General features: G+C 57.7%; 19 protein-coding genes. 5 read left to right on the top strand and 14 right to left on the bottom strand.

What is annotated here, in order from left to right; translation table 11 throughout:
- Positions 1-37 precede the first annotated feature (37 nt).
- The 6 genes from EOC93_RS03625 to EOC93_RS03600 all read right to left on the bottom strand — a co-directional run bounded on the left by EOC93_RS03625 (position 38) and on the right by EOC93_RS03600 (position 6,238).
- The gene (locus EOC93_RS03625; protein WP_095485201.1) at positions 38-1,300 is read right to left on the bottom strand and encodes a polysaccharide biosynthesis/export family protein; all 1,263 of its coding nucleotides are present in this window, start codon (positions 1,298-1,300) and stop codon (positions 38-40) included.
- Positions 1,287-2,564 carry a hypothetical protein gene (locus EOC93_RS03620; RefSeq protein ID WP_127203868.1) on the bottom strand — a complete coding sequence of 426 codons (1,278 nt, stop codon included), beginning with the start codon at positions 2,562-2,564 and terminating at the stop codon, positions 1,287-1,289. The genes EOC93_RS03625 and EOC93_RS03620 overlap by 14 nt, the downstream gene beginning before the upstream one ends.
- Positions 2,561-3,565: an SDR family NAD(P)-dependent oxidoreductase gene (locus tag EOC93_RS03615; RefSeq protein ID WP_095485203.1), complete on the bottom strand. Its 1,005-nt coding sequence runs from the start codon at positions 3,563-3,565 to the stop codon at positions 2,561-2,563. The genes EOC93_RS03620 and EOC93_RS03615 overlap by 4 nt, the downstream gene beginning before the upstream one ends.
- A 74-nt stretch (positions 3,566-3,639) precedes the next feature.
- Positions 3,640-4,263, bottom strand: a complete 624-nt coding sequence (locus tag EOC93_RS03610) for a sugar transferase (protein WP_245329852.1) — start codon at positions 4,261-4,263, stop codon at positions 3,640-3,642.
- 68 nt (positions 4,264-4,331) lie between these two features.
- Complete coding sequence (locus EOC93_RS03605; protein ID WP_127203873.1) at positions 4,332-5,468, bottom strand: DegT/DnrJ/EryC1/StrS family aminotransferase; 1,137 nt, start codon at positions 5,466-5,468, stop codon at positions 4,332-4,334.
- A gap of 47 nt (positions 5,469-5,515) precedes the next feature.
- Complete coding sequence (locus EOC93_RS03600; protein ID WP_095485205.1) at positions 5,516-6,238, bottom strand: sugar phosphate nucleotidyltransferase; 723 nt, start codon at positions 6,236-6,238, stop codon at positions 5,516-5,518.
- Between the two features lie 634 nt (positions 6,239-6,872).
- On the opposite strand from EOC93_RS03600, the gene EOC93_RS03595 reads away from it, so the two are divergent.
- Positions 6,873-7,556 carry a response regulator transcription factor gene (locus tag EOC93_RS03595; RefSeq protein WP_126106514.1) on the top strand — a complete coding sequence of 228 codons (684 nt, stop codon included), beginning with the start codon at positions 6,873-6,875 and terminating at the stop codon, positions 7,554-7,556.
- Positions 7,557-7,652: 96 nt separating this feature from the next.
- On the opposite strand, the gene EOC93_RS03590 is transcribed toward EOC93_RS03595, so the two are convergent.
- The gene (locus EOC93_RS03590; RefSeq protein ID WP_337125939.1) at positions 7,653-9,350 is read right to left on the bottom strand and encodes a PAS domain S-box protein; all 1,698 of its coding nucleotides are present in this window, start codon (positions 9,348-9,350) and stop codon (positions 7,653-7,655) included.
- 307 nt (positions 9,351-9,657) lie between these two features.
- On the opposite strand from EOC93_RS03590, the gene EOC93_RS03585 reads away from it, so the two are divergent.
- Positions 9,658-10,368 (top strand): helix-turn-helix transcriptional regulator, encoded by a 711-nt coding sequence (locus EOC93_RS03585; protein ID WP_127203867.1) that lies wholly within the window; start codon positions 9,658-9,660, stop codon positions 10,366-10,368.
- Between the two features lie 270 nt (positions 10,369-10,638).
- Here EOC93_RS03585 and EOC93_RS03580 read toward each other — a convergent pair whose 3' ends face one another.
- From EOC93_RS03580 to EOC93_RS03550, 7 genes are all read right to left on the bottom strand, one after another.
- The gene (locus tag EOC93_RS03580; protein WP_127203866.1) at positions 10,639-11,316 is read right to left on the bottom strand and encodes a hypothetical protein; all 678 of its coding nucleotides are present in this window, start codon (positions 11,314-11,316) and stop codon (positions 10,639-10,641) included.
- A gap of 89 nt (positions 11,317-11,405) precedes the next feature.
- Entirely contained in the window at positions 11,406-11,717 is a 312-nt protein-coding gene (locus EOC93_RS03575) for a hypothetical protein (protein ID WP_127203865.1), read from the bottom strand.
- A gap of 36 nt (positions 11,718-11,753) precedes the next feature.
- A complete protein-coding gene (locus tag EOC93_RS03570; RefSeq protein ID WP_127203864.1) occupies positions 11,754-13,973 on the bottom strand; it encodes a lipopolysaccharide biosynthesis protein in 2,220 nt (739 codons plus the stop codon).
- A gap of 73 nt (positions 13,974-14,046) precedes the next feature.
- Entirely contained in the window at positions 14,047-16,266 is a 2,220-nt protein-coding gene (locus tag EOC93_RS03565; protein ID WP_127203863.1) for an exopolysaccharide transport family protein, read from the bottom strand.
- Between the two features lies 1 nt (position 16,267).
- Entirely contained in the window at positions 16,268-18,265 is a 1,998-nt protein-coding gene (gene asnB / locus EOC93_RS03560; protein WP_095485212.1) for an asparagine synthase (glutamine-hydrolyzing), read from the bottom strand.
- Between the two features lie 4 nt (positions 18,266-18,269).
- Positions 18,270-19,538 carry a polymerase gene (locus EOC93_RS03555; RefSeq protein WP_095485213.1) on the bottom strand — a complete coding sequence of 423 codons (1,269 nt, stop codon included), beginning with the start codon at positions 19,536-19,538 and terminating at the stop codon, positions 18,270-18,272.
- Entirely contained in the window at positions 19,535-20,758 is a 1,224-nt protein-coding gene (locus EOC93_RS03550) for a glycosyltransferase family 4 protein (RefSeq protein ID WP_095485555.1), read from the bottom strand. Before EOC93_RS03550 ends, EOC93_RS03555 begins: the two co-directional genes overlap by 4 nt.
- Before the next feature lie 1,088 nt (positions 20,759-21,846).
- On the opposite strand from EOC93_RS03550, the gene EOC93_RS03545 reads away from it, so the two are divergent.
- The 3 genes from EOC93_RS03545 to EOC93_RS03535 all read left to right on the top strand — a co-directional run bounded on the left by EOC93_RS03545 (position 21,847) and on the right by EOC93_RS03535 (position 26,892).
- Complete coding sequence (locus EOC93_RS03545; protein ID WP_127203862.1) at positions 21,847-23,607, top strand: calcium-binding protein; 1,761 nt, start codon at positions 21,847-21,849, stop codon at positions 23,605-23,607.
- A 252-nt stretch (positions 23,608-23,859) separates the two neighbouring features.
- Positions 23,860-25,626, top strand: a complete 1,767-nt coding sequence (locus EOC93_RS03540; protein ID WP_127203861.1) for a calcium-binding protein — start codon at positions 23,860-23,862, stop codon at positions 25,624-25,626.
- A 519-nt stretch (positions 25,627-26,145) separates the two neighbouring features.
- On the top strand, positions 26,146-26,892 hold the full coding sequence (locus tag EOC93_RS03535; protein WP_127203860.1) for an FkbM family methyltransferase: 747 nt from the start codon (positions 26,146-26,148) through the stop codon (positions 26,890-26,892).
- The last annotated feature ends 60 nt before the right edge of the window (positions 26,893-26,952 follow it).

Here is a 26,952-nt window from a genome sequence, read left to right as displayed (position 1 = left end):
GGACGGAAAACCGCTTCACACTTTTCCTGGAATTGCTCTATTGGATCGCTACGCTCTCGAGACCGCTGCTGAACCTTACCTCTATCGTGTCGCCCGGTGATACCTCGGTATCTTCTCCGGCCGGCTGTTTACGCCATTCCTCACCGACCTTGCGGATGATCGTGACCTGAGCCTGAATGGTTTCGCCGGCAACTGGCAGCGGCTGGGCGGACGCCCCCGTGGGCTGCAATTTCTGGCTGGCGGCGCGAAGTCTTGCGGTGATGTCGGCAAGACGCACGTTGGTGTCCTTCAGTTCGGTCAGAAGACCAATTCTTCTCTGGTTGCCGTTGCGTTCGTGCTGTCTGACAAAATCATCCTGCTGGCGTCGCGCTCTCATGAGTTCGACCGACGTTTCGAGCGCCCGGCTGGAAGAAAGAATCACACCGCGCCGCACGTCGGCGAGCCTGTCGTTGGTCAGATTGCCTGCTTTATATACCTTCGTCACTCGCGCCAGATCGTCCTCGTCCGCCTTCACTGCATCGGCTTCGACCTGCTCGCGCTTGAGCAGGACCGCGATCTGCGCCGCAGCGTCCTTGGCGCTTTTTTCGAGGTAGCTTTGCTCCTGCTGGAAGTTGTCCAGGGAAATCTTGAGCCCTTCCGCTTCGGCCTGGGCGATTGCCGAGACGAAAGCGGCCGACAAGGGTGACCCTTGTGGTGGCTTCATGTCGAAATTCGCCTGGTTCTGAAGTTCGGCGCGCAGACGGGCGCTATGAAAGTAGTCTCTGGTGTACTCCCCCCAAGCCGATTCATAGTCGCGCCGCAAATCCACCGGATCTGGGCCAGCCTGGTTTGTCCGTGACCGCAGAAGGCTGAAACCGCCAGACACGGCAATCGCCTGCCGCACGGTCATGAGCGGTCGATAGGCCTGCTGTCCGGGAGTGAGCACGTCGCCGGTCACGTAGATCGGGCGATAGTCTGCGATGACGGCGGTGACGTCGCTCGGCTTGATGACGATCATTTGCTCTCGCCCATCAGGCAGACGCTGGTGGAATATCTTGGTTGGCAAGATCGTCTCCATCCGCGTCTGCAATTCGGCCGGAGTGAGGCCGCCGACCGAAACCATCCCGACTTCGGGAAGCGCGATCGTGCCGTCCATTTGAACCACGGCACGCTGCGTTCGTTCCGGGATAGAGGCAATTCCTATCTCGACGGTATCGCCGGCGGACAGTCGATATGCAACCCGCGTCTCCGCTGCGGTGGCCATATCGATGGCAGCCAGTATACCAAGCGCGGCAAGAAGGATTCGATTAGTGAAGACCATTGGTGACAATCTCCTTCCGGTTCAACGTCGGCTCTTCCGGCCAATCGACACGGGAGACGAAGTCGTAGACGGGACCGCCGGGCACGCCCCAGTTGCTCGACCAGACTACTTGTGAGCCGTCAGGCGACGGCGAGGCATGAGTTTCGCTTCGATAGTCTAACTGAGTGCTTCTCGTTTGTGCGATGCGTCGAATCTCACCACTGCCGTCGATGCGCAGCGCGATCACTTCCTGTGCATATGGCGCCATGTCTGGACGGGCTGACACCTCATCCGGATCGCCGCCATAGGTCAGGAACACCCAGCCAGATCTGTCCAGCGCACGCAGGGATGCATGCATGGCTTCGCCGTATTTCATAAGTGGGGTGACCTTGCCGTCGGACAGCCTTCGCTTGATCACGTGATATTTGTCCGGATCGGACTTGCTGATGCCGACATAGACTTCGCTGCCGTCCTCATCGACTGTCATGTCGCCGTGGCCGGGCCGATGATGTTCCGTCCATTTCTGGAGCAAAGTGCCCTCGACACTGAAAATGAAGGCCTGTTGGATGCCGCTGACTATCTCCTGGAGGCATAGAATGTTGGCTCCAAGCGGAGAAATCGAGCAGGCACCATTGGTTCCGCCAAGATGCCCAAGATCGATGTCCGGGAATTTCCGCCGCTGCTTGAGATCGTAGGCAAAGACCACCGTCTCGCCATCCTCACGCACCGCGCGCACCGCTATGCGGTCACCGTCACGGCTTGGATTGCCCTTGCCCGGCCCGAAATGGAAATCATGGTATTCAGTCGAAGCGAACAGGACGTCTTCGCGATTGGTCCGTGGCGCCCAGGTCGACACTTGCCGGCCCTGAACGCAGATCATCAGATCGGCGTTTTGAGGGTGCCATTCGCATTCAATAGATCGAGCGCGACGGAACAGCGGCGCGTATGTGCGCCCGTCCAAGAAGCACATGCCGCCGCTACAGCCGTTGGTGATGACAAGAAGGCTCTGGTCTGAATTCCAGGCTTGGGCACTCGAATACCGATGGGTGCAATAGTTCTTCTCGCATGCAAGCCCATTACCAAGCACTCCCGGCTTGGTGATGCGCGTGAAACTGGTCCCAAACGCCGGATCCGTCGCTGGGCGCAAATAATCCGGCAGATCCATCATCACCGGCGCGGCAAATTGTGTCTGCTCGCTGCTTTGCCGGCTTCCGACCGTGGACAGACCCAACGACATGCCCGCGGCAATCAACAACGCAGCCAACACACGCGGGTGAAAAGTCATGTCATATAACCCATTTCGTGTCGTACGCGGCCTTCGCTGAGGCGCGCCTCCCACCATCCGATGGTTCGCTCCAACCCATCGCGCAGGCTGGTCTGCGCCCGCCATCCAGTCTTGCTTTCGAGGAGCGAAGAATCGGCCAGCAGGGCACGGACCTCGGAATTCTGCGGCCGCAGGCGGCGTTCGTCGCGATGGACCGGCTTTTTGGAGCCACTCAACTCGAGCACCAGATCCAATACGTCCGAGATCGTCGCAGCGCGCTGGCTCCCGGCATTGTAGGCATGGCCAAATTCGAGTTCGGCCGAACCTGCGGTCAGGAACGCCGCCGCCGTGTCTTCCACGAAAGTGAGGTCGCGGATCGGGCTTGTGTCCCCGACCATGATCGCCGGGCAATTTTTGTCGAGGGCCTGCCGTATGATGGTCGGCACGATAGCCCGCTCACTCTGGCGTGGGCCGTAGGTATTGAACGGCCGCATAATCACGACGGGGACGTCGAACGACCTGGCGTAGGACTCTGCCATCATGTCCGCGCCGATCTTGGATGCCGAATATGGTGACTGGCCCTGCAGCGGGTGGGATTCGCGGATAGGCATGGTCTGTGCGGTGCCATAGACCTCGCTGGTCGAGGTGTGCACCACACGCTCTGTCTCCCATTGGCGCGCCGCTTCGAGGACGTTCACCGTGCCCAGGATGTTGGTGTCCACATAAGACTGGGCGGCCGCGTATGAATATGGAATCGCGATAAGCGCGGCGAGATGAAACACGACGGCCTGGCCGCGCACGATCCGATTCAGGAACGCGCTGTCGCGGACGTCGCCGCGGACGAGGTTCAACTGGCTTCGAATGGTGGCCGGCAAATCATCGAGCCAACCATGACTGTCGAAGGAATTGTAGAGAGCCAGCGCCGTGACATCCGCCCCACTGCGAACGAGCGCTTCGGTGAGATGCGACCCGATGAACCCATCAGCACCCGTGACCAGAACTTTCCTACCCCTGTAGCTCATGGCTAAGCGTTCCCCCTATGACGTGATGCGGCGACCTCGCAAATCCAACAGAGCGCGGCCATGCCAAACTGTTCTCACATGCCGATTGGCGGCGAGACCGGGCTGATCGGCGGCGACGAGGCCAGGCCGAGGACCGCCAGAAAGCCGCGCGCCATCCAGATGATGTCAGAGGTGACCGTGCGCTGCGGATAGTAGGCGAGGTCAAGCCTGGCCTTGGCAGGAAACAGGACCTCACGGTAGAAAAGGAGCGGATCCTCGGATCGCGGATAAAAATGGGCTTCATGCCGGAAGAGAACCTGGGCCGGACCCAACAAGCCCGGTTTGTATTTTAGAACAGCCTCAAAGCCACCGCGGAAACAATCGGCGAAGACAAGGCTCTCCGGTCGCGGTCCGACGATAGCCATCTCGCCTCTGAAGACATTCCACAGTTGCGGGAACTCGTCGAACTTGGTGAGGGCGAGAAACCGCCCCACTGTCGTCATGCGGCTGTCTCCGGCCATGGTCAGCGCCAGGCCACCGGGATCGCATCGCACGGCGAATTTGCGGAACTTGTACATGCGGAATGGCCGCCCACCGGCACCCACGCGGGTCTGCGCAAAGAAGATAGGCCGGCCGCCTTCCAGCAAGAGCGCCAGAGCGATCACCAGCATCAGCGGAGCGAACACTATGGCGGCTGCGGTAGCGATGGTGAGATCCATTGCTCGTCTCGCAAGCCCATGGGCGGCGCTTGGGACAACAGGTCGATGGATGGATAAATCCAAGGCATTCATGCTGCTGTTCCTGCTTGGGCGCAGCTGTTGACCGCAGCGGCAAGAGCGGTCGCCACTGACTCGACCACAGGCGCAGTGATCTGGGGATGAAGTGGCAGCGTGAGCTCACGCTGGGCAAAGTCCTCTGTCCGCGGCAAATGGGTGCCGGGAAAAAGCTCGCGATAGAGCGTCATCTGGTGCACCGGCGGATAGTGGATGGTCGTTTGTATTCCTTGCTTGCGCAATTCGTCGATGACGTCTTGCCTGTCAGCGTAGCGCGGCAAAAGGACAGGCATGATATGATAGGCCGACGTCCGCGGCTCGTGGAACGGGACTGTCACGGCTGGGCAGTGTTTTGCGATGAGACGCCGGTATAGCATGACCAGGATACGCCTGATCTCATTCCATTCCTGCAAATTCTGCAGCTGGACCAGTCCGATTGCAGCGCGCATTTCATCCATGCGATAGTTGAATCCGAGCATGGTGACATCATACTGCGGCGTGCGACTGTTCAGCCTCTGATGTGTTCCGGTGGTCATGCCGTGTCCACGGGCCTGGCGGATTGTCTCAAGCAGCTTGGGGTCTCGGGCAATCACAGCCCCACCTTCCGCCGTGGTCATGTTCTTGTTGCCATAGAAGCTGAATGCGGCCGCGGCGCCAAATGTACCCACCTCCTTCAAGCCAGGCGCATGCGCAGCATCCTCGATGATTTGCAGCCCTCGGGCGCGGGCGAACTTCTGCCATTCTTCCCGATTGGCGAGGTAGCCGGCGAAATGTACGAGAATAACCGCCTTGGTGCGCGCAGTGCATTTTGCTTCAGCTTCGACGATCGACATCAGCGGCACGTCGGCAGACTCGATGTCGACAAAGACCGGAGTGGCACCGACGTAGAGAACCGCGTTTGCGGTCGCCACGAAGGTCATTGACGGGACCAGCACTTCGTCGCCTGGTCCGATACCGAGTGCATGCAGAATGAGATGAAGCGCCGCAGTGCAAGAACTGACCGCGACGCAATCCTGCGCACCATGCATATTGGCAAAAGCCTCTTCAAAAGCTTTCACCTGCTCTCCCATGGTCAGCCAGCCGCTATCGATGACCTTGGACAAAGCTGTCTTCTCCGGCACACCCAAAATTGGGGCACTGACCAAGAGCATCATAACCTCCTAGACTGTTAGACTGTGGGATCGGCTTCGTGATCTCGTCATGCGGCCGTGGCAGTGACCTCGATCGAGGCCGACTGGTCTTCCCAGGAAATGGCTTGCGCGTTCTGGAAATCGTCAACGCGCCCGATATCGAGCCAGAGACCATCATGCTTGTAAACGTGGACGGTGGTGCCGTTCTGCATCATCTGCAGCATCAGGTCGTCAAACCCGAAGGGAATGCCAGATGGAATAAACTGCAGAACATCTGGGTTCATGCAGTAGATTCCCATGCTGACCAGGTGCGAAAGCGTCGGCTTCTCGCGAAAGATCTGCACCCTATTGTCGACTTCATCGATGACGCCGAAGTCCATCTTGATCAGCCGGCAGGCTGTGGCGATCGTCACCGGATCGTTGTGCTTGCGGTGGGCTGCCACAAATCGACTGAGACTTAGATCCGTAAGGACATCCCCGTTGAGAACTATGAACGGCTCTGTCAGCTCATCTCTGATCAAAGAAAGCGGTCCGATGGTGCCAAGCGGCTCCATTTCTTGCGTGTATCGAATTTTCAGGTTCCACTGCGAGCCATCTCCGCACACGGTGCGGATCAAATGGCCGAGATACCCGGTTGTGATGTAGACTTCTTGGATGCCATTGCGTCGCAGCCATTTCAGAAGCATCTCGAGAACCGGCCGGGCACCAATCGGCATGAGCGGCTTCGGCAAGACCGATGTGAAGGGGCGAAGACGTGTCCCCATTCCACCACATTGAATCACTGCTTTCATCTGATCCTCCCACGTTCACTCGAACTCAGCGCTGTTGTCACGGCCGCAACATCCGGAAAGTTGCTTTCTTGTTCTCTTAAAAGCCGGTGAGCCTTCCCGCCGACCTTGACCCGGATATTTGCAGCTTGATGGTATGAGGCCGTCGGGGGGGATGTCGTCGTGCATTCGAATGGTAGCGATTCAGACATTCTGGTATTCAATGACCGCACTGATCGATGAAGGCTGGCATGCTGTCGCAGAGGCAGGTTCGGAGCACGCTTCAGCGGTCAGTTCTTGGCCGATCGGCTTGTGGCCGTGAGACCGGCAAACCCGAATGAGTGCTTGCAATGAGCCAAATATCCACCAATTGCCGGAACGATCTACGGCAACCCGGCAATTGCGTGGTGGTGGCATCGAAGCGAGCTGTTGGGACGCGGGTCTTGGAGGTTGAGAACGGATATTCGACAGGTCAGCCGATTCCGTTCGCAGGGTTCAAAAATAAGAGGAGCGTTTCCCGTTATTTAGGATTATATTAGCAAATGACGCTTGCGGTGTTGGGGCACTGCGGGTGTTGACTGGGTGAATCGACGAGTGGTTGGCCAGACTTTAAGGCCATCACCGTTCAATCATTCCAGGTTTCGTTGGGGTAGTTCAAATGTATCGAATCGTCATCGCCGACGATCACGGCTTGTATCGTCGTGGCTTGCGGTTGGCACTGACCGCAGGCATTCCAGGTGTAGAGATATTTGAGGCGTCGTGTTTCGATGCCGTACTTAGTCTGCTGGCGGAACAGGCGTCCGTTGATCTTGCGATCCTGGACCTGAACATGCCGGGATTGTTCAATCAGGAAGTGCTCAGCGGCATTCTGTCGGCTTATCCGGATACACGATTTGCGATCGTTTCCGGGAACGATTCACGCTCGGAGATACTGACGGCTCTTTCGATCGGACTTCACGGCTATATCGTTAAGTCGCAGAGAGACGAGGAGGTCGTTATGGCCGTCAACGAAATTCTCTCGGGCCGCATCTACGTCCCTGCACTTCTTTCACGCCCGGGTGCAGCGCAAGCAACTCACGCACCTACGCCCCCTGAGCAGATCCCACATCGACGTACCACCAGCGGCAATCTGGGCAGGCTGACCTCGAGGCAAAAGGAAGTCCTCAAGCTGATGGCGGAAGGGTATTCGAACAAGGAAATCGCGCGCGATCTGGAAATCGCGGAAGCGACGACGAAAATCCATGCCGCTGCGGTTCTGCGTGAGCTTGGCGTACGCAATCGGACCGAAGCTGCCGTGATGCTGAAGACCTGGCTTACGAGCAATATCAACAATATCAATTAGAGCGCCGCGCTTCCTTTTGGGCCGCAAAGGACGCTCTACGCATCGTGCTTTCCAAAAATCGATTTCGATTTTTGGGCCGATGTTTGAGCGGATGCGTTAGGGGCCGATTTCCTTGCGTGACAGCCGTAGCGAATATCGGAGCCCGCGATCCGATATTTCCAGCTTGGGGGAGTGACCGACAAGCGGCGCCCCATCCACCCCGATTATCATGGAACCAAAACCATGACGGACAACGCTTGAAGTCCGCCGCCGCCCCGATTCCACCCAATTGAACACGATGTCACTGCCCGCATCTTCCGATGCGAACGTCCAATTTACTTCGATCCGGCCTTTTGGATCGCCAAGCGCTCCATGTTTCAAGGAATTGGTCGTCAGCTCGTGAACAATCATTGCAAAGCTCTCGGCGGCGCCGCCTGATATCACCACGGAGGGACCGCTGATCGATATGTCGCGTGTCCCCATATACGGCTGCAACTCCTGGACAACGAGATCGTGGAGCATCCCCGACGCATTGCCGTTGCGTGACAGCAGCAGATGCGTTGCTTCGAGCGCACGAATCCGGTCGATGAGCGTCTCCTTGTACTTGGCGACATTGTTTTCGGGAACATCGACCATGTTCACGAGCGCCGTGATCACTGGGAACAGGTTGCTGAATCTGTGACGTTGTTCCAGCATAATGCGCTCCCGCTTCTTTGCCGCGGCGCGCAGCAGTGTGGTTTGTCGTCGCTCAGTCAGGTCGGCGGCCACTCCAAGCCGCTGTAGACGATCATCGTATTTCTCTTCCCTTCCGCGTAAGGCAACCCAGCGGATATGGCCGTCCGGTCGTCGGACGCGAATCTCGACGTCGTAGTTCGTGACCGATGCGAGCTTTCTTGATGCCAACAGCTTTGGCCAGTCCGCCGGATGAATGACGGCCGTCAGGTCCTCGAGGCGGCGGCTAGCCGCTGGGGGCAGCCCGAGAATGTCCCAGAACGTGCCCGAGCCGGTGACGATCCCGTCTTTAAGATCGATCCGCCACGTGGCCAGGCGTCCAGCAGACAAAGCGAGATCTAGCCACTCCTTCTGAGCCCGAAGCGCTTCGTGTGCAGCCCGCCGTTCCGAAATATCGTCGACCACCACGAAGATGCTCTCTAAGAGCACCCCATCGGGCATGGACGAAGACAGGGTTAGCCGAGCCCAGAATGCCGTGCCGTCCTTTCGTGTCAGACGAACCTCCGAAGCGAACGAAGCACTGTCGTTACCCAGGCCCGCCAACAACTGCGCCAAGGCATCGCGGTCGGCCGGATGAACGAGTGTCCTGAGCCGCAAATGGGCAAGCTCCTCCTCCTTGTAACCTGTCATCTCACAAAGACGTCTGTTGGATTGCAGCAGCTCACCATCCTCGTTGGTGTTTGCAAATCCCATGGCAGCACGTTCGAAGGCCCAACGGTAGCGGCTCTCGGTTGCTTCGACGGCGGAGAGCCTGACCTCGGCGATTTCCAGCAGCTCACGCAAGTCCTGGCGCAGCCGATGGAACGTCATGGCAATCACCCCGCCCGAAACCAGAAGCAGGATGGCGCGCGCCCAATCTTCGCTGGAGATCTGACCATGCAGGGTACCCCGTGCCCATAGGCCGGCTGCCACCATCAGGATCGTCGCGGCAAGCGCGGGCGCGCGGTCTTCAAGATAGGAAATGATAATAATAGCTGGAATAAACTCTAGAAAACTCGAGCCTTCCCCAATGTATACTGACGCTTTTGTTTCGAATATCAGTGTGGCGAATAGTACCGATGCGGACGCAATATGAGTTAGCAATCTGGCTGACGGGTCCGAATTCCACCTGCGAGAATGCGAGTTCATAGGCATAGGCTACAACCTTTTAACTAGGCCGTCGAGACTAGAGCAAAAAACGTACAACCTAGTACGACTGCCGGATTGCCATACCACTATCACAGCGCGCATTTTATCAGGGCGGGGGAGCATGACTTGGTCAGAACTCCTCAGAATATATCGAATTTTAAGTTAGATAGGGCCCATTTTTGTGAGCCCTATACATAAAAGTTTGTTTGTAAATCCCGGACAATTTGTTTCGGGATAGTGAACCTTGGGGAAGGTTGGAAAAATGACTCTGATCGATAGACACAGTGATGCTGTTGCGGGCAACCGATACATTGCGATGGGCGCCAAGTATAACACTGAGGCGAAGATGGCGCGGCCCTCATATGCTTATCCTTCAGCGCGTGCAGCAGATCGTGCGGACGCAGGGGTCGACGAACCAAGGAGACGCAGCCTGGAATCCATCACCGGCATGCTTGATCGCATCGGCTGTGGCTATCTCGTGCTGAACCGCGAAAGAAAAGTAATCGAATGGAACGCAGCCGCTCAAACCACGCTGGAGCGCCAGGGCGAAGCGGCTGAAACAGCCGGTGGGCTTTCGATAGCTCTAAGGCGGCTGATCGCAAATGTTCCGGCTCATTTCCTGCCGGGCTCACTGTCTTGGGTGGTGATCCGCAGCAGAGGCGACAGGCCGGTGATACTGAAAGAGAACGGACTTATCGCTCCTGACGGAACCAGCATCGTGGCATTGCTGGACCGTGAGAACAGATCGGGACCAAATCCTCAGACACTGCAAAGGATGTTTGGCTTGACGAGCGCAGAAACACACTTGGCGTTGCGCTTGGCTCAGGGCGATGCGCCGTTGGAGATCGCCCGCAGTTGGCGCCTCAGCCGCACAACGATCCGCTCACAGCTTGCCTCGCTTTTCGCCAAGACAGAGACGAGACGTCAGGCGGAACTGGTGGCTCTTCTGGGGCGCATTTCGGTCTTGCCATAAGGGGCTGCCGCCTAGAGCATGTTCCATCCCGATAGAATCGGGATGGAACTCTAAACTTGTTATTTTGCCATGATCTTTCCTGAAAGCCGGTTTGCGCTTTTCGGGATCCGGGCGCCGGCATCCAACAGGATTCAGGCAACCGGAATTTGGAACTGTTCCAGTAAGTTGCCCTTCGAATTCGGTTTGAACGTGTTGTCCCGTTAGAGACCCCGCCGCTGACGCTCGGGGGCCAACAGTTGCACTGCTGCCATGCCAAGAATTTGACTGATTTCAAGTTCCTTGCGAGCAGTATCTGAAAAGAAAAAGGTCAAAGCGGCGGATCATGCCGAACAGTGTCGCCGCCGCCAGGGATCTTTGCAGAGCAAACCTGGCTACAGCGCAATCAACAGCTGCGCCCAAGCTGGTCAACCCCGCACCACCAATATAGATCAAAAGAGCGAAGATGCTAGCGTAGCCAAAGCTCCGACCCATGTCTTCGTTGTAGGGCAAAACTATATCCGCTGGAGCGGTGGAGGCCGCGGAGACTCGGGTGGACTTCGGATCGCTGCGATGGTCAATATCGCTTGCGTCAGCGTCGAGCCTTTCATGGCCTTGGCCGCGTTTGGCCGTAGGTCCACCTCCGGTCTGCAAGATCTTCGAGAGTATTTTCTGCTCGACTGACTGAATGCTCTCTAACGATGATTGGTTGCTGAGCGTTTCGATTGGAATTATTTTTCGGTTCGATTGCACGAGAATGTCATTTATGGTTTGAAACACCCCAAAAGCGCGAAGGTTCGTATCGAGATCTGCCTCGAAAATTCGCTCTGCAGGCGGTTCATGCTCCATCCGCTGCAGCAAGCGTGTCTCCACGATCGTTTGTGGCACCACAACTCGGAGCGTGAAATCGGCGACTGGCGCTAGGCTGAGCGCCTTTGCAAGCGTGACATTGTCTGCGGTTTCGCTGAACATTGCCAGGGACCCAATCACTCGGACATAGCCCTGATCGAATATTATTACGTCTCTAGATTGCTTCGCTTGATCCCAGCAGCGCGAAAGGTTCAATATATATTGCCCGAGCCGGGCGCGCCACATTCTTTTTTTTTGGCGGAAGAATTCTGATCATGGAAAAGGGATGTCGAAAGATTGCTTCTTCCTCTCGGAGAAAGCAATATTTTTGAAGTTGAAAATACCGCAGCCAGAATTCTGGAAATGAACAGGAAGATTCCCAGATCGAACCTTCCTTCCCTGGTGCTAGGCTGGTAACTGAGGACAACCTCGGCGTGGTATCCTTCCCTGCGCAGTCGCCGGGCAATATCGTGAGCAAACGTTGTCTTGCCAGATCCGGGCGGTCCGAAGATCTCAATGATCATGGGGTCGAATCCGTTGGTGGCGATACTCTCGCGCGATCAGCGCATGAACCAATACCGTTGCCGGCCGTCGACTGCGCTTGCTCTGAACGACGCTAGCGCAAAGATCAGCGCAGGCATGATCTTCAGTCGTTTGCTGATATAGATTGCCATAACCACGTTCCAAACGGCCAATGCAAGCGCCAAGCCTACTGCGGCGCCCAGCGGACCGTAAAGCTCGATTCCTGCCGCACAGCCTATGATGCCGGCAGTCGCGCCAACGATCATGGCTGCTGCTGCTGCCCATTCGTTTCCGGTCATGGTCAAGAGATTCAGCTGGGGCCCGCACAGCGCGACAAAGACATACCCGAAGATCAGTACCCGCGCGATGGGTGCTCCTGTGCTGAAATCGTCACCGAACCAGTTCATGAGAGGTTTAACAATCACAACCAGCGGGATAGCCATCGCTATGGCGCCGGCGGCGGAAAGTATGGCGGCTCGTGAAAACAACTGCTGCAGACCCTTCCGATCGCCTCGGGTATGAAGGGCAGCCGCTGCCGGCGAAAACATCACGCCGACGGCCACGAGGGCAAGACTCACAAGCAACGCGACGTTCAGTCCCAAGGCGAAGATTCCTGCGTCTCGAATATGACCTGTCCAGCCGAGCACCATAACCCCAGCCCGACTGATGAAAATATCGAGCCCAGCCATGAGCATGATTGGTGGAACCGCCGCCCACCACTCTTGCGACGCGTCGCTGGGTTGAGTGTGCCGCAACCCAGGCGGCTGAAATTTTGCCACCATGATGAACACCAGTCCGACCGTGATGCCCGAACTTGCCAGCACCGCCTGCATCACCAAGGGTGCGTTGAGGGTCCATGATCCGGAAAAGGCCGCGACTCCCAGCAACATCAACAACAGGCCGTCGCGCACGATGCGTTCCGGCAAAAGGGCTGAGACACCACCGCCGAAGGCACGGATAAGTGCTGCGCCCAATGCGGAAGCGGTGACCAAGGGGACCGCGGCCATGCCAAGGAGCTGGCTGATTTCAAGTTCCTTGTGGGAGGGATCTGAAAAGAAAAAGATCAGAACGGCGCCGATCATGCCGAACAGTGTCGCCGCCGCCAGCGATCTTTGCAGAGCGAACCTGACTACACCATGTGCCAGGTCAAGCCGCCCGTTTGCCCTATAGGTGGACACGAAGCGCAGTAAGGAAATATTGAAACCAAGCGTTGCAAGATAGCCGAGCACGGAGGTCCAGGCCAGGACATAGGAATAGATGCCATAGCTGGTGGAACCGACGAGGCGGGCAATCAACAACTGCGCCAAGCTGGTCAACCCAGCACCGCCGATATAGATCATCAGAGCGAAAATACTGGCGTAGCCGAGGCTCCGGCCCATGTCTTTCTTGTGAGACAAAACTATATCCACCGCGGCAAGAGAGGCCACAGAGGTTCGTGCGGTCTTCACAGGATTACAATCGTCGATGTCGCTTGGGTCAGCGTCGAATGTCTCGTGGTCTTGGCTGGCTTTGGCCGCAGGTCCACCTCCGGCTTCCACAATTTTCGAGATTATCTTCCGCTCGACACATTGAATGCCTTCTAACGACGACTGATCGTCGAGAGTTCGGATCGGAATGACTTTTCGGTCGGACGCGACAAGGATTTCATTTATGCTTTGAAACACCCCAAAAGCGCGCATGTTTGTGTCAAAGTCTGCCTCGAAAATTCGTTCCGCAGGCGCTTCATGCTCCATCCGCTGCTGCAAGCGTGTCTCCACGATCGCGCGTGGCGCAACAACTCTGAGCGTGAAATCAGCCGCGGGCGCGAGGCTGAGCGCCTTTGCGAGGGCGGCCCTGTCTGCGGTTCCATTGAACATTGCCAGCGACGCGATCGCCTGGACGTAGCCCTGATCGAATATGACCACATCTCTGGATTGCTTCGCCTCATCCCAGCGGCGCGAAAGCTTCAAAATGTGCTGCCAGAGCCGAGCTCGCCATATTCGTTTTTTTGGCGGCATCATTCTTATTATGGAAAGGGACGTTGAAAGATCCTTGATCCTGCCTCTTGGAGAAAGCAGGATTTTTGATGTTGAAAATATTGCCGATATGATCCTGAAAATTGCCAGGAAGATTCCGAGATCGACGCTCGATCCCCTCTCGCGAGGCCGGTGACTGAGGGCGACCGTGACCTGGTACCCCTCCCCGCGCAGTCGCCGGGCAAGGGCGTGAGCGAACGTTCTCTTGCCGGATCCAGGCGGTCCGAAGAGTTCAATGATCATGGGTCCAATCCGATCGTGGCAATACCCGCGCGATTTCCGCGACCGTCGTTGCTTCGACGTCCGCTTGTGACGCTCATGATGGTTCCTCAAGCAAAAGATCAGCACTGTCCCCGAACTGGTAACTGGCATGCTTCTTGAGATTAACCTGCGTGAGAACGCTCCCCACAGGGACCGAAACCGACGCATCGCTCGCAAGCGTTTCCAAAACCCCACGCGCCATGCTGCGTCGCGTCCTGCCCCAGCGAACGGCGAAAAGAACCGCATCAGCCCAGCCAGTCAGAAGCCCGGCCTCCGGTCCTCCAAGTCCCACCGGTCCATTTATGATGACGACGCTGTAGATCGAGTGCAGCTCATCCGTGAACAGGGAACTGTCGGCCGTGGAAAGCAATGCCAGCAGATCCTCCGAGGGTGCGAGAGCCATGAAGTCGATTCCGATTTCAGGCATTCCCGCGATTGCATCGCGCAAGGCACAGCGTTCACTCACATAGTCTCCGAAGAAAAAGTGAGGCTTGAGAGCCTTGAATTCGTCCAGGAATTCGTTCGTGAGGCGGGCGCCCGTACGGTCAAGATCGAGGAAAAGCACTCGTCCCCCCAGTCGGGTGGCTGCCAAGGCCAGGCTCCATGCAAGCTCGGTCTTGCCATCATCCTGGACGGTGGACGTTACGAGAATGACGTGCGACGAGCGATCCCCCGCTTGCTTGGGCGCCGCGGCGATAAGCAGGGACGTCACGGCGCGGCTGTATCTGGACCTCTGCTGCGCTAAAACCAGCTGCTTCAGCCGCTTGGCGTGCATCGTGGGAGCTTGTGGTATCAGCCCCAAGCATGGAACCCCGAGCGCTGCTTCAGTTTCGGCCTCGCCGCGCAAGGTCTGATCGAGGCGGTTGCGAATAACAACGAAGACGCCGCCAAGAAGCCCAAACACAACCATACCGGGTGGAATAAGGAAAATCGGCGACAGGGTCTTTGGATTCGTCGGCGGCCATGCCGCCGAAAGGACCGACACTCCGGCCGAGGGAGTTGCGATGCGCCGTATCAATTCCTGTTGTTGGGTCAGAAGCTGGTTGTATCGTTGCGTCAAGATACTGACCTGCGGCTCCAGCGCACGCAGCCCGGACAGCCGGCCCGCGGTATCAGCCACAACCGCATCGAGCACATCCTTGCGGCTTTCCAGAGCTGCAATTTGGGCACGGTAGATGCTGGCCTCCGCTGCGATCCGAGCGGTGGCTTGTTCGATCTCGCGATTGATCGCATCGCGCAGATTTTTATCTGCCGCGTCATTGGCCTGGCGAGCCGCCAATTCGGCCAACACCGGCGATCCGATGGCTTGAGCGAGCGAGGCGACCGATGCCCCCTCCTTTCGCAGTTCCTGAATACGTCGAAGGCGAGATTCCGTGGCGGAGAGATCTGCTTTCGACAAGGAAATCTGCTGGCTGAGTTCAGCCGTCTCCTTAGCGGCGTTGTCCGCAGCACCTTGGTCGATTGCACCATGACTCAGCCGATACTTTTCCAGGCGATCGGTCGCTGCTGCCAGATCGCGTTGCACACCTGGCAGGGCAGCGACTATCGAGGTGAGTTCCACTCTGTCCGCTGCCTGACGTCTCTTTGCGAGATCGTCGATGTACGATTGGGCGAATGTATTAGCTACCATTGCGGCTCGCGCCGGATCCGGATCGGTAAAGCCTATGCTGATGACTCTCGATCGCAGCTCCTGGCCAACCCTCATGCCCTTCCGCAACGCCTTTAGTTCAGCCGCATCCGCAGCGTCCGGCTTGCTCTGCGGCAAAATTCCGCCCAACAGACCGTCTGCAAATGAGCGCAAATTCGGCCGGTCGCCACGAGCGGGGTTGGGACGAGAATTTCCAGTTCCGGCATCACCTTGTTCAGCAGTGCTGCCAGCCTCCGTCTTGCGCAGCGCTGCCATCACGCGTCGCAGATTTCCTTGCGACAACAGCATGGTTATATTGTCGTCAATGCTGGCATCCAGCATCTCCGAGGCGGGCTCCGCGCCGGCGGGCCCGTTCCTGCTCGGAGCATCGAGAATAACTTGCGTGCTCGCCTCATACCCGACGGGAACTGCCAAACCCGCAAGCCCGGCCAAAACACCGCCCAGGGCTACCATGGCGAGCAGGAACCATTTTCTCCTCGCGATGGTCGTGAGTAGCTGATGGATCGGGGCCTGCGTGTCCATCGGCTCACGCAGCGGGCGCCTCATGCGCGGCCTGGTCTCGTGCGCGGCAACGTGCATCTCAGTGGCGCGCGGAAGTTGCTTGCGGCTGACTATGGAACCTTCCATCTTACACTCCTGCCAGTTCGAACACGCGACGCAGGTTCGTTGCTGGCGCCGGTGCCCTACGGGCCTCGTTGCGCCAAGCCTGGAACATCAACGCCGCCCACAAATCACGAGAATGATCCTGCCTTCCATCCAAGTGATCTCGCCAGCACGCCTCGACCTTTGCAAAGTCGAATATCCCGTCTCCGGAGAGGCGCATGTCGGTGAGAACATCGCTGGCCCAGATGCGCAGCGGACCTCTCAGCCAGACTGCTATGGGAACATCGAAACCTTGCTTCGGACGATCGATCAGCCGCTCGGGAACATACCGATGCAGCAACTGACGAAGGAGCCACTTGCCTTTGCCGTGGCGCACCATTACGTCCGCCGGTAGGCGCCAGGCGAAGTCGACAACGCGATGGTCGAGAAGCGGGCATCGTCCCTCGAGGCCGGCGGCCATGCTGGCGCGATCCAGCTTCACCATTATGTCGCCAGGCAGGTAGCCGACCATGTCATCGTACAAGAGACGGGACAGCAGATCATCAAACGGAGGTTCGCCCTGAACCGATACGGGTGTTTTCTGATGGGTGAGGTTCTCGGTCGATGATCCACTGAGCCGCTGATACAATTCGTTCTCATCTGCCGCTGCGAGCAGCCGAGCCAGGCGATCCAACCGGTCGCTCCGCAGCGCGTGCCGGGCATGCACCGAAAGCGGCAGCTTACCGACGAGATCGTGACGGGCTGCACGAGCAAGCAATCCAACACCTGCAGCAAGCGTCTGACGCAGCGGCGACGGCAGCGTATGCAGTCGTCTCGCTCGAGCCGCCATAAGGTGGCGAGCGTAGCCGGCGAAGCATTCGTCGCCGCCGTCGCCCGTCAGAGCCACCGTAACGTGCTGGCGAGCGAGCCTCGCCACGAGCAGAGTTGGTATCTGCGATTCGTCGCCGAACGGTTCGTCCCAAATTTGCGGCAGTTCTGGAATGACCTCCTGCGCGGCCGCGCTGGAAAGGTGGAGTTCGGTATGGTCGGTGCCCAGATGTCGGGCGACCGCCGCAGCGTGCGGAGCCTCATCGAACCCGCACTCTCCGAAAGCTATGGTGAATGTGCGCACCGGCTTCTCCGACTGCGCTTGCATCAGGGCAACAACGGCTGAACTGTCTATCCCCCCCGACAGGAAGGCTCCCAGCGGGACGTCAGCGATCATGCGCTCCCGAACGGCAAGTCGAAGCAGGACATCGAGCTCATTCGTCAGTTCTTCATCGGTGCCGACAATCGGGTCCGCCCTACCCTTCGTGGCGGTGTCGGCCAGCGACCACCAGTACCGGATGCGATCCGAAAGCGACGCGGCACTGCGCGCCTCGGTAAAATTTGCGGCCGTTACGGACAGTACCGAACCAGGCGGCAACTTGAATACGCCTCGCCAGATGCACTTGTCATCCGGTACCCATCCCCTCGACAGCATCGTCGTGGCGACATCGAGATCGAGTTCCTGACAGAAACCTGGAAAGCAGTTGATCGCCTTCAACTCGGACGCAAAAACGAGCGCGTCGCGTGTTGAAGCAACGTAAAGCGGCTTCTTGCCCATTCGATCGCGGGCGAGATGAAGGGTCCTGGTCTCCCTGTCCCACAATCCAAAGGCGAACATGCCGGCGAAGCGCTTGAGTGCGGCATCGAGCCCCCAACTCTCAATCGCGCACAGCAAGACCTCGGTATCGCAGGTGCTGCGGAAACGATGGCCCGCGCCTTCAAGTTCGCGGCGCAGGTCGTGGAAATTGTATATTTCGCCGTTAAAGGTGATGGCATATCGGCCAGTTGCCGAATGCATCGGCTGGTGTCCTGCTTCCGACAAGTCGACGATGGCCAAACGCCTGTGGCCGAAGGCAACGCCGGCTTCCCGATCTCGCCAGAAGCCGTAGCCATCAGGCCCACGATGACGAAGGGCTGTCGTCATTTGCGCTATTGCCCTCAGCGGCTTCGCACTGGCCGCATCGGTTGCAAGAAGAATTCCGGTGATCCCACACATCCCGTCACCCCAAGTCCGTGGATGTTTTTCTAGAAGATACCGAAGCTGCTCGCGGCGTTCCGGCAACGAGACAGAGGGTCAGCCCAAACCAAACGATCGGGTGGCGGATGATCAGGTGCGGAAACCCGTAAATCATGATCGCCACCACCAGCGCAAAAAGCGCGTCGAGCTTCGCACGCCATGCTGACATGGCGGCCGAGCCGACGATCCAAAACAGGGCCAGGATCGCAATCAGACCACCTTGAGTGTACAGATCGAGTACCGTGTTGTGGGCCTCGAAAGGTTCGGGCAGAAACTGCCGATAGTAGACGGAGGGGCGGGCCACATGCGGGCCGGGACCGAGGCCAAGTGACGCTGACGTCACGCCCTTGTAGACTGCATCACCCCAGAGCCTGACGCGAAGTGTAGCGGTTGAGGCGGTCTCCTCGCCGCCCCCCCCCTTGCTGAGGCTCTTGGCGAAATTTTCGACGCTGCTCATGTCCTTGAGCACGTAAGGCGTCATCGACATCGCCAGGGGGAGGAAGCCGATCATCAAGAGCACGGCGACTTGCCGGGAAACGCCGACCTTGTCACCGGTCGTGAGCCATGTCCGAACCCGCAGCCCTAGAAATATCAGGCAGGTCAGGACGCTTGTAAGAAGATACGCATCACTCCTTGTCAGCCTTCCGACATAGACGGTCAGTACAAGGCTGCTGAACCCAAACAACCTTCCCCATGGACTGCTTGTGGTCGTCGCAAGATGTAAGGCCAGGGGGCCAAAAAGTGCACAATAGATCGCGAGTTGGTTCGGATTCTCGGACCAGCCGGTGAAGCGATCCCAGAACCAGGGATTGACACCGGATTGGTGGATCCAACCCCACCCAAGTGCCAGCTGAAAGGTAAAGCATGCACTCACTATCCCGATCGCCCACCAGGCAGTGCGGCGCAGATGGCGACCAGCGTCGGGCTCCGCAGCGGCCAGGCAGGTGACGCTGGCCAACAGCAGGTAGGCCATTGTGTCGTGAATCGGCCCCGAGAGGTCCAGAACCGTCGTGGTCAGCAAACCGACAAGGGCCCCGACCCCCTGAGCAAACGTCATGATCAGCCAGAAGGTCACAAGACGGAACAGGGCCGGCGTCGCCTCCAGGCGACCACCAACGACTACGCGCCCGATCGACAGCATGATCCAGAGCGATAGGAACAATTCGGTATATCCGAGGTGCAGTCCCGGAACACTGATCTGCGCCGCATAGCCCATCGAAATGCCGGCGGCCAGCAACGCGCTCCGGATCATCGGGGCGCTCCACCCAATTCGCGGTTTGCGGCATTTTCTTTGAGCAAGACCGGGGACGCCGGTCGAGCAAGACCGCCGTGGGATTCGGCGCTAAGGACATTTTTGTACAGATCGCAATACTGATCGACCACCCGCGGCAGCGCGAACTGCTCCCGGACCAGTTCGACGGAACGACCGCCCATGACCTTTCCACGGCCGCGGTCGGACAAGATGTCTATTATTCGAGACGCAAGCCCATCAGCATCGTGCGGTGGGACGAGATAGCCGTTCCATCCGTCCTCAACCACGTCATTGCAGCCAGGCATCCTTGAGGCGACGATAGGCAATCCCGCCAGTCCTGCCTCGAGCAAGACGCGCGGAATCCCTTCCCGATATTGCGTCGGAAAGGCGAACAGATCGGCCATGCCAAGAAGGGCTGGAACATCGCGTCGTGGACCCAAGGCTATGACATGGGGTGCATATTGATCGATATCCGATTTATCGACGGCAAAGGGCCCCTCAGATTCCCATGGGCCGACAAGCACGAAACGTGCATCAGGCCTTTTTGACAGGATGCGTGGAACTGCTTTGAGGAGTGTCGGGATGCCCTTCTGGCGGGTCAGCCGGCCAACGAAAATTACGACTTCGGCGGACTGGAGCCCAAACTCTTCGCGCATTTTCATCGCCGACGGGGCAAGGTGCCTTGCCATGGCGAACGCATCGACGTCGATTCCAGAACTGCGGATCAGCCGCCCGCTGCCGCGTCGGATTAGTCGGTAGCGCTCAAAGAAAGCCTGATCGTCCTGATTTTGGAAGACCGTCGCAGCCGTCCAGAAGGACGAGAGCCATTGCAGTCCGCAAAAGATTGGACGTAGGGCCAGAGCCCGTGGCTCCAGCGACGAGAATGTCCAGCCCAGACCATTGATCGTGCGGATCACTGGAACCTTCCCGCGCGCCGCAAGCGGCGTCAGCAGGTTCGGCTTGGTGTCGAAACTTTGGACAATGTCCGGTCGTAGTTCCGACATTAATTTTCGAATCGCTCTGATGGCCCCCCATCCCCCGCTACTGCTGGCAAATCGGTCGAAACCATAGCTGCGATGCGGAATGCCATGTCGCAAAAACGCGGCTTCAGCACCACTGGAGACGGCAGTGACCCGAAAACCCCTTTCGCGCAGCGACATCAGGAACGGAATTCTTAAGGCGTGATCCTCGCCTCCCACGCACATGAGATGCGGGTTCATCCTGCCTCTCCCGACCATGCGCCGTCTCCCAATCGCGGGAAGTGGCCGGCTTTTGCTTCTGCCTTCATGATCTTGGTTTCGCTTCTTCTGCGCGTAAGAAGTCACGGTAAGGGCAGGCTTGCCTACTGTCCTCGTCTGTTTGAATGAGGCAAACCAAGGTGTTGCGAGCTTCAGGCCGTTAGGTCTCCCGGCTTGGCGCGACAATCCGCACCAAGGACCTGCACAGGTGTGGTACCGAGGCCGTATGGCGGGCCGTCTTGACGCGCATATCCTCCTGCGCAATGAGGGGGTGGCGGGGTCATTTACGCGTGGAAGTTGAGGAATCCTGCGGGCACATTCGCCCATGGGCGGGCAACCGAATACTGCGCTTCCGACAGCCGTCGGTTGTTAGACCTCCGTCTGGGCCGGTGCCTAGGTATGCTGGTTGAGCCGCATCTCAGTCACATCCGTCTTGGCTGCCTTCCCGCGACTGGCAGCTAAGCCAAACTCGACTACTCCGATGTCGGCAACCTTAGTTTTATCGGTTGTAAGCGAGCACCCGCCCACTGTGTCCACAACAAATTTGGTTGCGACAGCAGAGGACATGGCCCGGCCCAGAACCTAGCTTAACGTGATCGGATTTGCTCGCAGGCAAGTGCGCATATTGTGCAGAAGAGCTATTCTGCCTGCCGTTCTATTTATGGCCTCTAGTTGTCGGCAGTCAAAAATCCGATTTTTGCCACGCCACTTCAGCGGGGTCAGCACCGCCAAGGCACCATCATAACCTACCAGCTTCGGCGCCGTCCAAATCATATTAAAAGCCAAGCCACTCATAGCAAATTATTTTTGAAGGCAAGTTCATATAAATAGTTACCAAGATCAATTCGCTGAAAATATAATTTATCTTAATAGGCGTTTAGAGACTGCGATGAAAAAACGCTTTTTTTGATCTCGAACCGGTCGGTTGTCATAAGTAGAATTTTCGCTTCCGTGCGGCAATCCTGTCGGCGATCAACGAATCTATCAGAAGGGTGCGGGTATTTGATTTGTTGCTAATATACGCCGTCTAGTAGGCAGGCACCGCGGGGCGCTAAGAAAAAGGAATATAAATGGCACTTCATTTTGCAGCGGGTGGATCCGCCACCGAAGTCGCAAGCGCCGGCTTCAATCTGGTTGACGTTCAATACGTTGATCAGGTCAACGAGCTGCCGGATGGCACGAAGGCTATGGTCTGGCTCAACGAGGGCGAGGGCGTAACTCAGTCCTTTATCGACAAAGTCACCCCCTTCCTTGGCAATCCGAAGGTATTTGGGTTTTTTCTCGTCGACGAGCCGGATCCCACCGGCCAATACCACACACAGGTAGACGCTGAGGATCTGAAAGCCGAATCCGACTGGATCCACTCTCGTATGCCAGAAGCCAAGACCTTCATCACCGCGATGGACATGGGGTCTGCCGCCGATCCGGATTTTTCCAACACCTACAACTATGACAACACGCATATCGATCTGTTCGGAATAGACCCGTACCCAGTGCGCACCGGCACAGAAACGGTCGATTACGACATGATCGACAGAACCGTGGCTGCAGCGGTGGAGTCGGGCATCCCGACCAGCGCGATCGTTCCGGTCTACCAGACCTTTGGCGGCGGCAATTATACGACCAACACGGGCGGCAAATATGTCATGCCGACGACGGATCAGTTGGAGACCATGATGGACCACTGGGAACAGCTGGTTCCCAATCCTGCCTTTGACTTTGCCTACGCCTGGGGTTCACAGGAAGGCGATACCGCGCTTGAGAGCTCACCGGAGCTGCAGGCTGTTTTCCGGGAACACAACCTTGCTACGCCTACCCTCGTGCCTGACGTTGCTCCGCCTACCCCCGTGCCTGACGTCGCTACGCCTACGCCCGTGCCTGACGTTGCTACGCCTACCCCCGTGCCTGACGTTGTTGCTACGCCTACGCCCGTGCCCGACGTTGCTACGCCTACGCCCGTGCCCGACCTTGCTACGCCTACTCCTACTCCCGTGCCTGATGGCGGCAACGACGATTACTATGTCGACAATGCCGGCGATAGGGTGATCGAGTCCGCTGGCCAAGGTCAAGACAGGGTGTGGACCGCTGTGGACTATGCGCTCTCAGCCGGCTCGTCGATTGAAGTCCTTGGCACCACTGAGGACGCCGGCACCACGGCGATCAACCTCACCGGCAACGAATTGACCCAAACCATCCAGGGCAATGCCGGCGCCAACGTCATCAACGGCGGCGGCGGTGCTGACAAGTTGAACGGCTTTGGCGGCAACGACGATTACTATGCCGACAATGCCGGCGACGAGGTGGTCGAGTCCTCTGGCCAAGGTCAAGACAGGGTGTGGACCTCTGTGAGCTATGCGCTCTCAGCCGGCTCTTCGATTGAAGTCCTCGGCACCACGAAGGACGCCGGCACCACGGCAATCAACCTGACCGGCAACGAATTGGCCCAAACCATCCAGGGCAATGCCGGCGCCAACGTCATCAACGGCGGCGGCGGTGCCGATAAGTTGAGCGGCTTTGGCGGCAACGACATTTTTGTCTTCAATAGCGCCCTTGGTGACGGCAATGTCGACAGGATTACCGACTTCAATCCGTCCCAGAACAAGATCCACCTCGACGACGCGATTTTTGCCGGGCTCAAGTTGGGCACGCTCACATCCGACGCTTTCTTTGCGGGTAGCGCCGCGGATGATAGCGCCGACCACATCATCTACAACAGTTCGACTGGAGCGCTCTCCTTCGACAGTGACGGGATCGGCGGCACGTCTCAAACACAGTTCGCCACTCTCTCACCCGATCTGTCGCTTAACGCAGCCTCATTCTTTGTGACCTGAAGGAGCTAGCGGCAAACGAGACCGCGCCAGGGCCCGCGGTCACCTACAGAGACAGGTGGACAAACTGCACCTTGAAGCCCGTCTCTTTGGCGAGCGTGAATGCTCTGGCGCGGACCGTCAGTCAAATCACATGACAGCTCCGTCGAAGATCAATGATTCTATCAATGGCATGTCGCTAATTGATTAGGCGCTAATATGGGCCGTCGAGTAGGCAGGGGAACGGGGGCTATCGAATCAGACGAGGATATTCGCATGGCCACAATGCACTACACTTGGGGCGCGTCAGCCGCCCAGGCCAAGGCCGCTGGTTTCAACCTGGTTGATCTTCAATACGCGTCATCGGTCAACGCGTTGCCGGATGGCTCGAAGGCCCTGATCTGGCTCGGCGAGAGCAACGGGGTAACCCAGTCCTTTATCGACAAGGTAACGCCTCTCATCGGCAATCCGAAGGTTCTTGGATTTTTCCTGACTGATGAGCCTGATCCCACCGGCAAGTACCATACCCAGGTGAGCGCTGCCAACCTGAAGGCGGAATCCGACTGGATCCATTCCCATTTTCCGGGCGCCAAGACTTTTATCACCCTGATGGACATGGGGTCGTTCGCAGATTCGGACTATTCCAATACCTACAATCCTGCCAACACTGGCATCGATTATTATGGAATAAACCCTTATCCGGTGCGCACAACTGCGGTGGACTTCAACTACATTGATAGAGCCGTGGCTGCGGCGTTGGAAGCAGGCATCCCGCAGAGCGCGATCATTCCGGTCTATCAGGCGTTTGGCGGCGGCGGCTGGGCGACCAATACGGGCGGGTCGTATGTCATGCCCACGACGTCTCAGATGCAGACCATGATGGACCACTGGGAAAGGCTGGTTCCCAATCCTGCCTTTGACATGGCCTATAAATGGGCCTCGCAGAACGGCGAAACCTCGCTTGGCAACACTTCGTCAATGCAATCCTTTTTCCTGCAGCACAACACCAGCACGACCACCCCGCCTCCAACCAACAACCCGCCTCCTACCGACAACCCACCACCTACCGACAACCCGCCTCCTACCGACAACCCACCACCTACCGACAACCCACCTCCTACCGACACGCCACCTCCGACTACCGACAAACTCGACGGCACCAGCGGAGCCGATGTTCTTCGGGCAACCGGAGCCCACACAATGGCCGGCCATGGCGGCAATGACGATTACTATGTCGACAATGTCGGCGACAAGGTGGTCGAGTCCTCTGGCCAGGGTCAAGACAGGGTGTGGACCGCTGTGAGCTATGCGCTCTCAGCCGGTTCGTCGATTGAAGTCCTTGGCACCACGAAGGATGCCGGCACTACGGCAATCAACCTGACCGGCAACGAATTGGCCCAAACCATCCAGGGTAATGCCGGCGCCAACATCATCAACGGCGGCGGCGGTGCCGATAAGATGAGCGGCTTTGGCGGCAACGACGATTACTATGTCGACCATGCCGGCGATAGGGTGATCGAGTCCGCTGGCCAGGGTCAAGACAGGGTGTGGACCTCTGTGAGCTATGCGCTCTCGTCCGGCTCGTCGATTGAAGTCCTTGGCACCACGAAGGACGCCGGTACCACGGCAATCAACCTGACCGGCAACGAATTGGCCCAGACCATCCAGGGCAATGCCGGCGCCAACGTCATCAACGGCGGCGGCGGTGTCGATAAGTTGAGCGGCTTTGGCGGCAACGACATTTTCGTTTTCAACAGCGCCCTTGGTAACGGCAATGTCGACAGGATTACCGACTTCAATCCGTCCCAGAACAAGATCCACCTCGACGACGCGATTTTTGCCGGGCTCAAGTTGGGCACGCTCACATCCGACGCTTTCTTTGCGGGTAGCGCCGCGCATGATAGCGCCGACCACATCATCTACAACAGTTCGACTGGAGCGCTCTCCTTCGACAGTGACGGGATCGGCGGTGCGTCTCAAACACAGTTCGCCACCCTTTCTCCAGGTCTCTCGGTTACGGCAGGCGCATTCTTTGTGACCTGAAGAGCTGGCGGGAAACGAGATCGCGCGAGGGCCAGCGGTCGCCAACAGAGACAGGTGGACAAACTGCACCTGAAGCCTGTCTCTTTGGCGAGCGTGGATGCTCTGGCGCGGACCGTCCCCAAAACCATTCTAGGCCATTTCGGCATAGTCGATTCCCCTCATGTCTTGCAAAGCAGGCTACCCTCAGCCCGTGGAGCTCCAGGAAACGGCAAGATTAGCTTAAAGTGCCGGTTCCCCTGAACCAGCAGCAGGCCAAAGGAACCGCGCTGGTTTCGTTGCGCAGTGTTTCGGCGAAACGCGTATGGCCTGTCATTCATTCGTAGGATGAGAGTTCATATCTCAATGGCTAGAAATTGAAGATGAGTGGACCTGCCCTTCTCCCGCACAAGGCGATGCGTGTCTGAGCTTGGAGAGAGTCCGGTAGACGTCAGTTCCGCGGGCAAAGCAGCAAGCGGGTTCTTAAAAACTGAGGATGCTAGGCCGCAACGGAGCCAGCAGTGCTATTGGCAATGAGGGGTCATGGGAAAGATCAAGCAATCCTTAGAGGTCTTACGAACCGAGGGACCTAGTCGACTCCTCCAGTTGTCGGCCCTGTCGCTGACCGAGCCGCTTAGATCGCAAGGGCTTCGCCCTCGCGTTGCGTCTGATGCAAGGCAGGCATTGTCCCATCTCAATTTGACAAAGCGAAGTCGCGGATTGTTTATCGATTGCGGCTCAAATATAGGCCAAGGGTTTAGATACTTTTCTGCATACTACACGCCCGATAGATACGATTACGTTTTGATCGAACCCAACAAGAATTGCCTTGCGCAGCTTAATGCTTTGCGCGCAGAAAATTTGACTATGGAGATTGTCGCAAAGGCGGCGAGTGTGAAAGATGGCTACGCTGAATTGTTTGGCCCCCCTCCAGAACGGTCGGAGGCCACCCACCAAAGTTGCTCGCTAGTCTTAGACCACAACGGAAGCCTGTATCAATCGCAGCGATTTGCGCCGGACCTCGTCGAAACGTTTTCGCTCTCAGAGATGATCCGGACAAAGCGTAAGCTGTATGATGTGATCGTTCTCAAGCTCGACGTCGAAGGGGCAGAGTACGAAATTCTTGATGATTTGATCAGGGCTGGGACCCATCGTGATCTATATGCCGCCTATGTGGAATTCCACTCTCTTAAACTGAGGAATCCCGCGAGACGGGAGAAGCGCGCCCTGGAAGCTCAAATGGTGCGCGAATTCGATGAAGCCGGCATTCGATTTAGAAGGTGGATATAGCGTCCCGACAGGAACGCCGGATCCGACACAGCGTTAGATCGAAGAAAAGTGGGCGGGCGT

This window comes from Mesorhizobium sp. M6A.T.Ce.TU.002.03.1.1 (assembly GCF_003997275.1).
Lineage (GTDB): Bacteria > Pseudomonadota > Alphaproteobacteria > Rhizobiales > Rhizobiaceae > Mesorhizobium > Mesorhizobium mediterraneum.
This window is presented reverse-complemented; position numbering and strand designations above follow the sequence as displayed.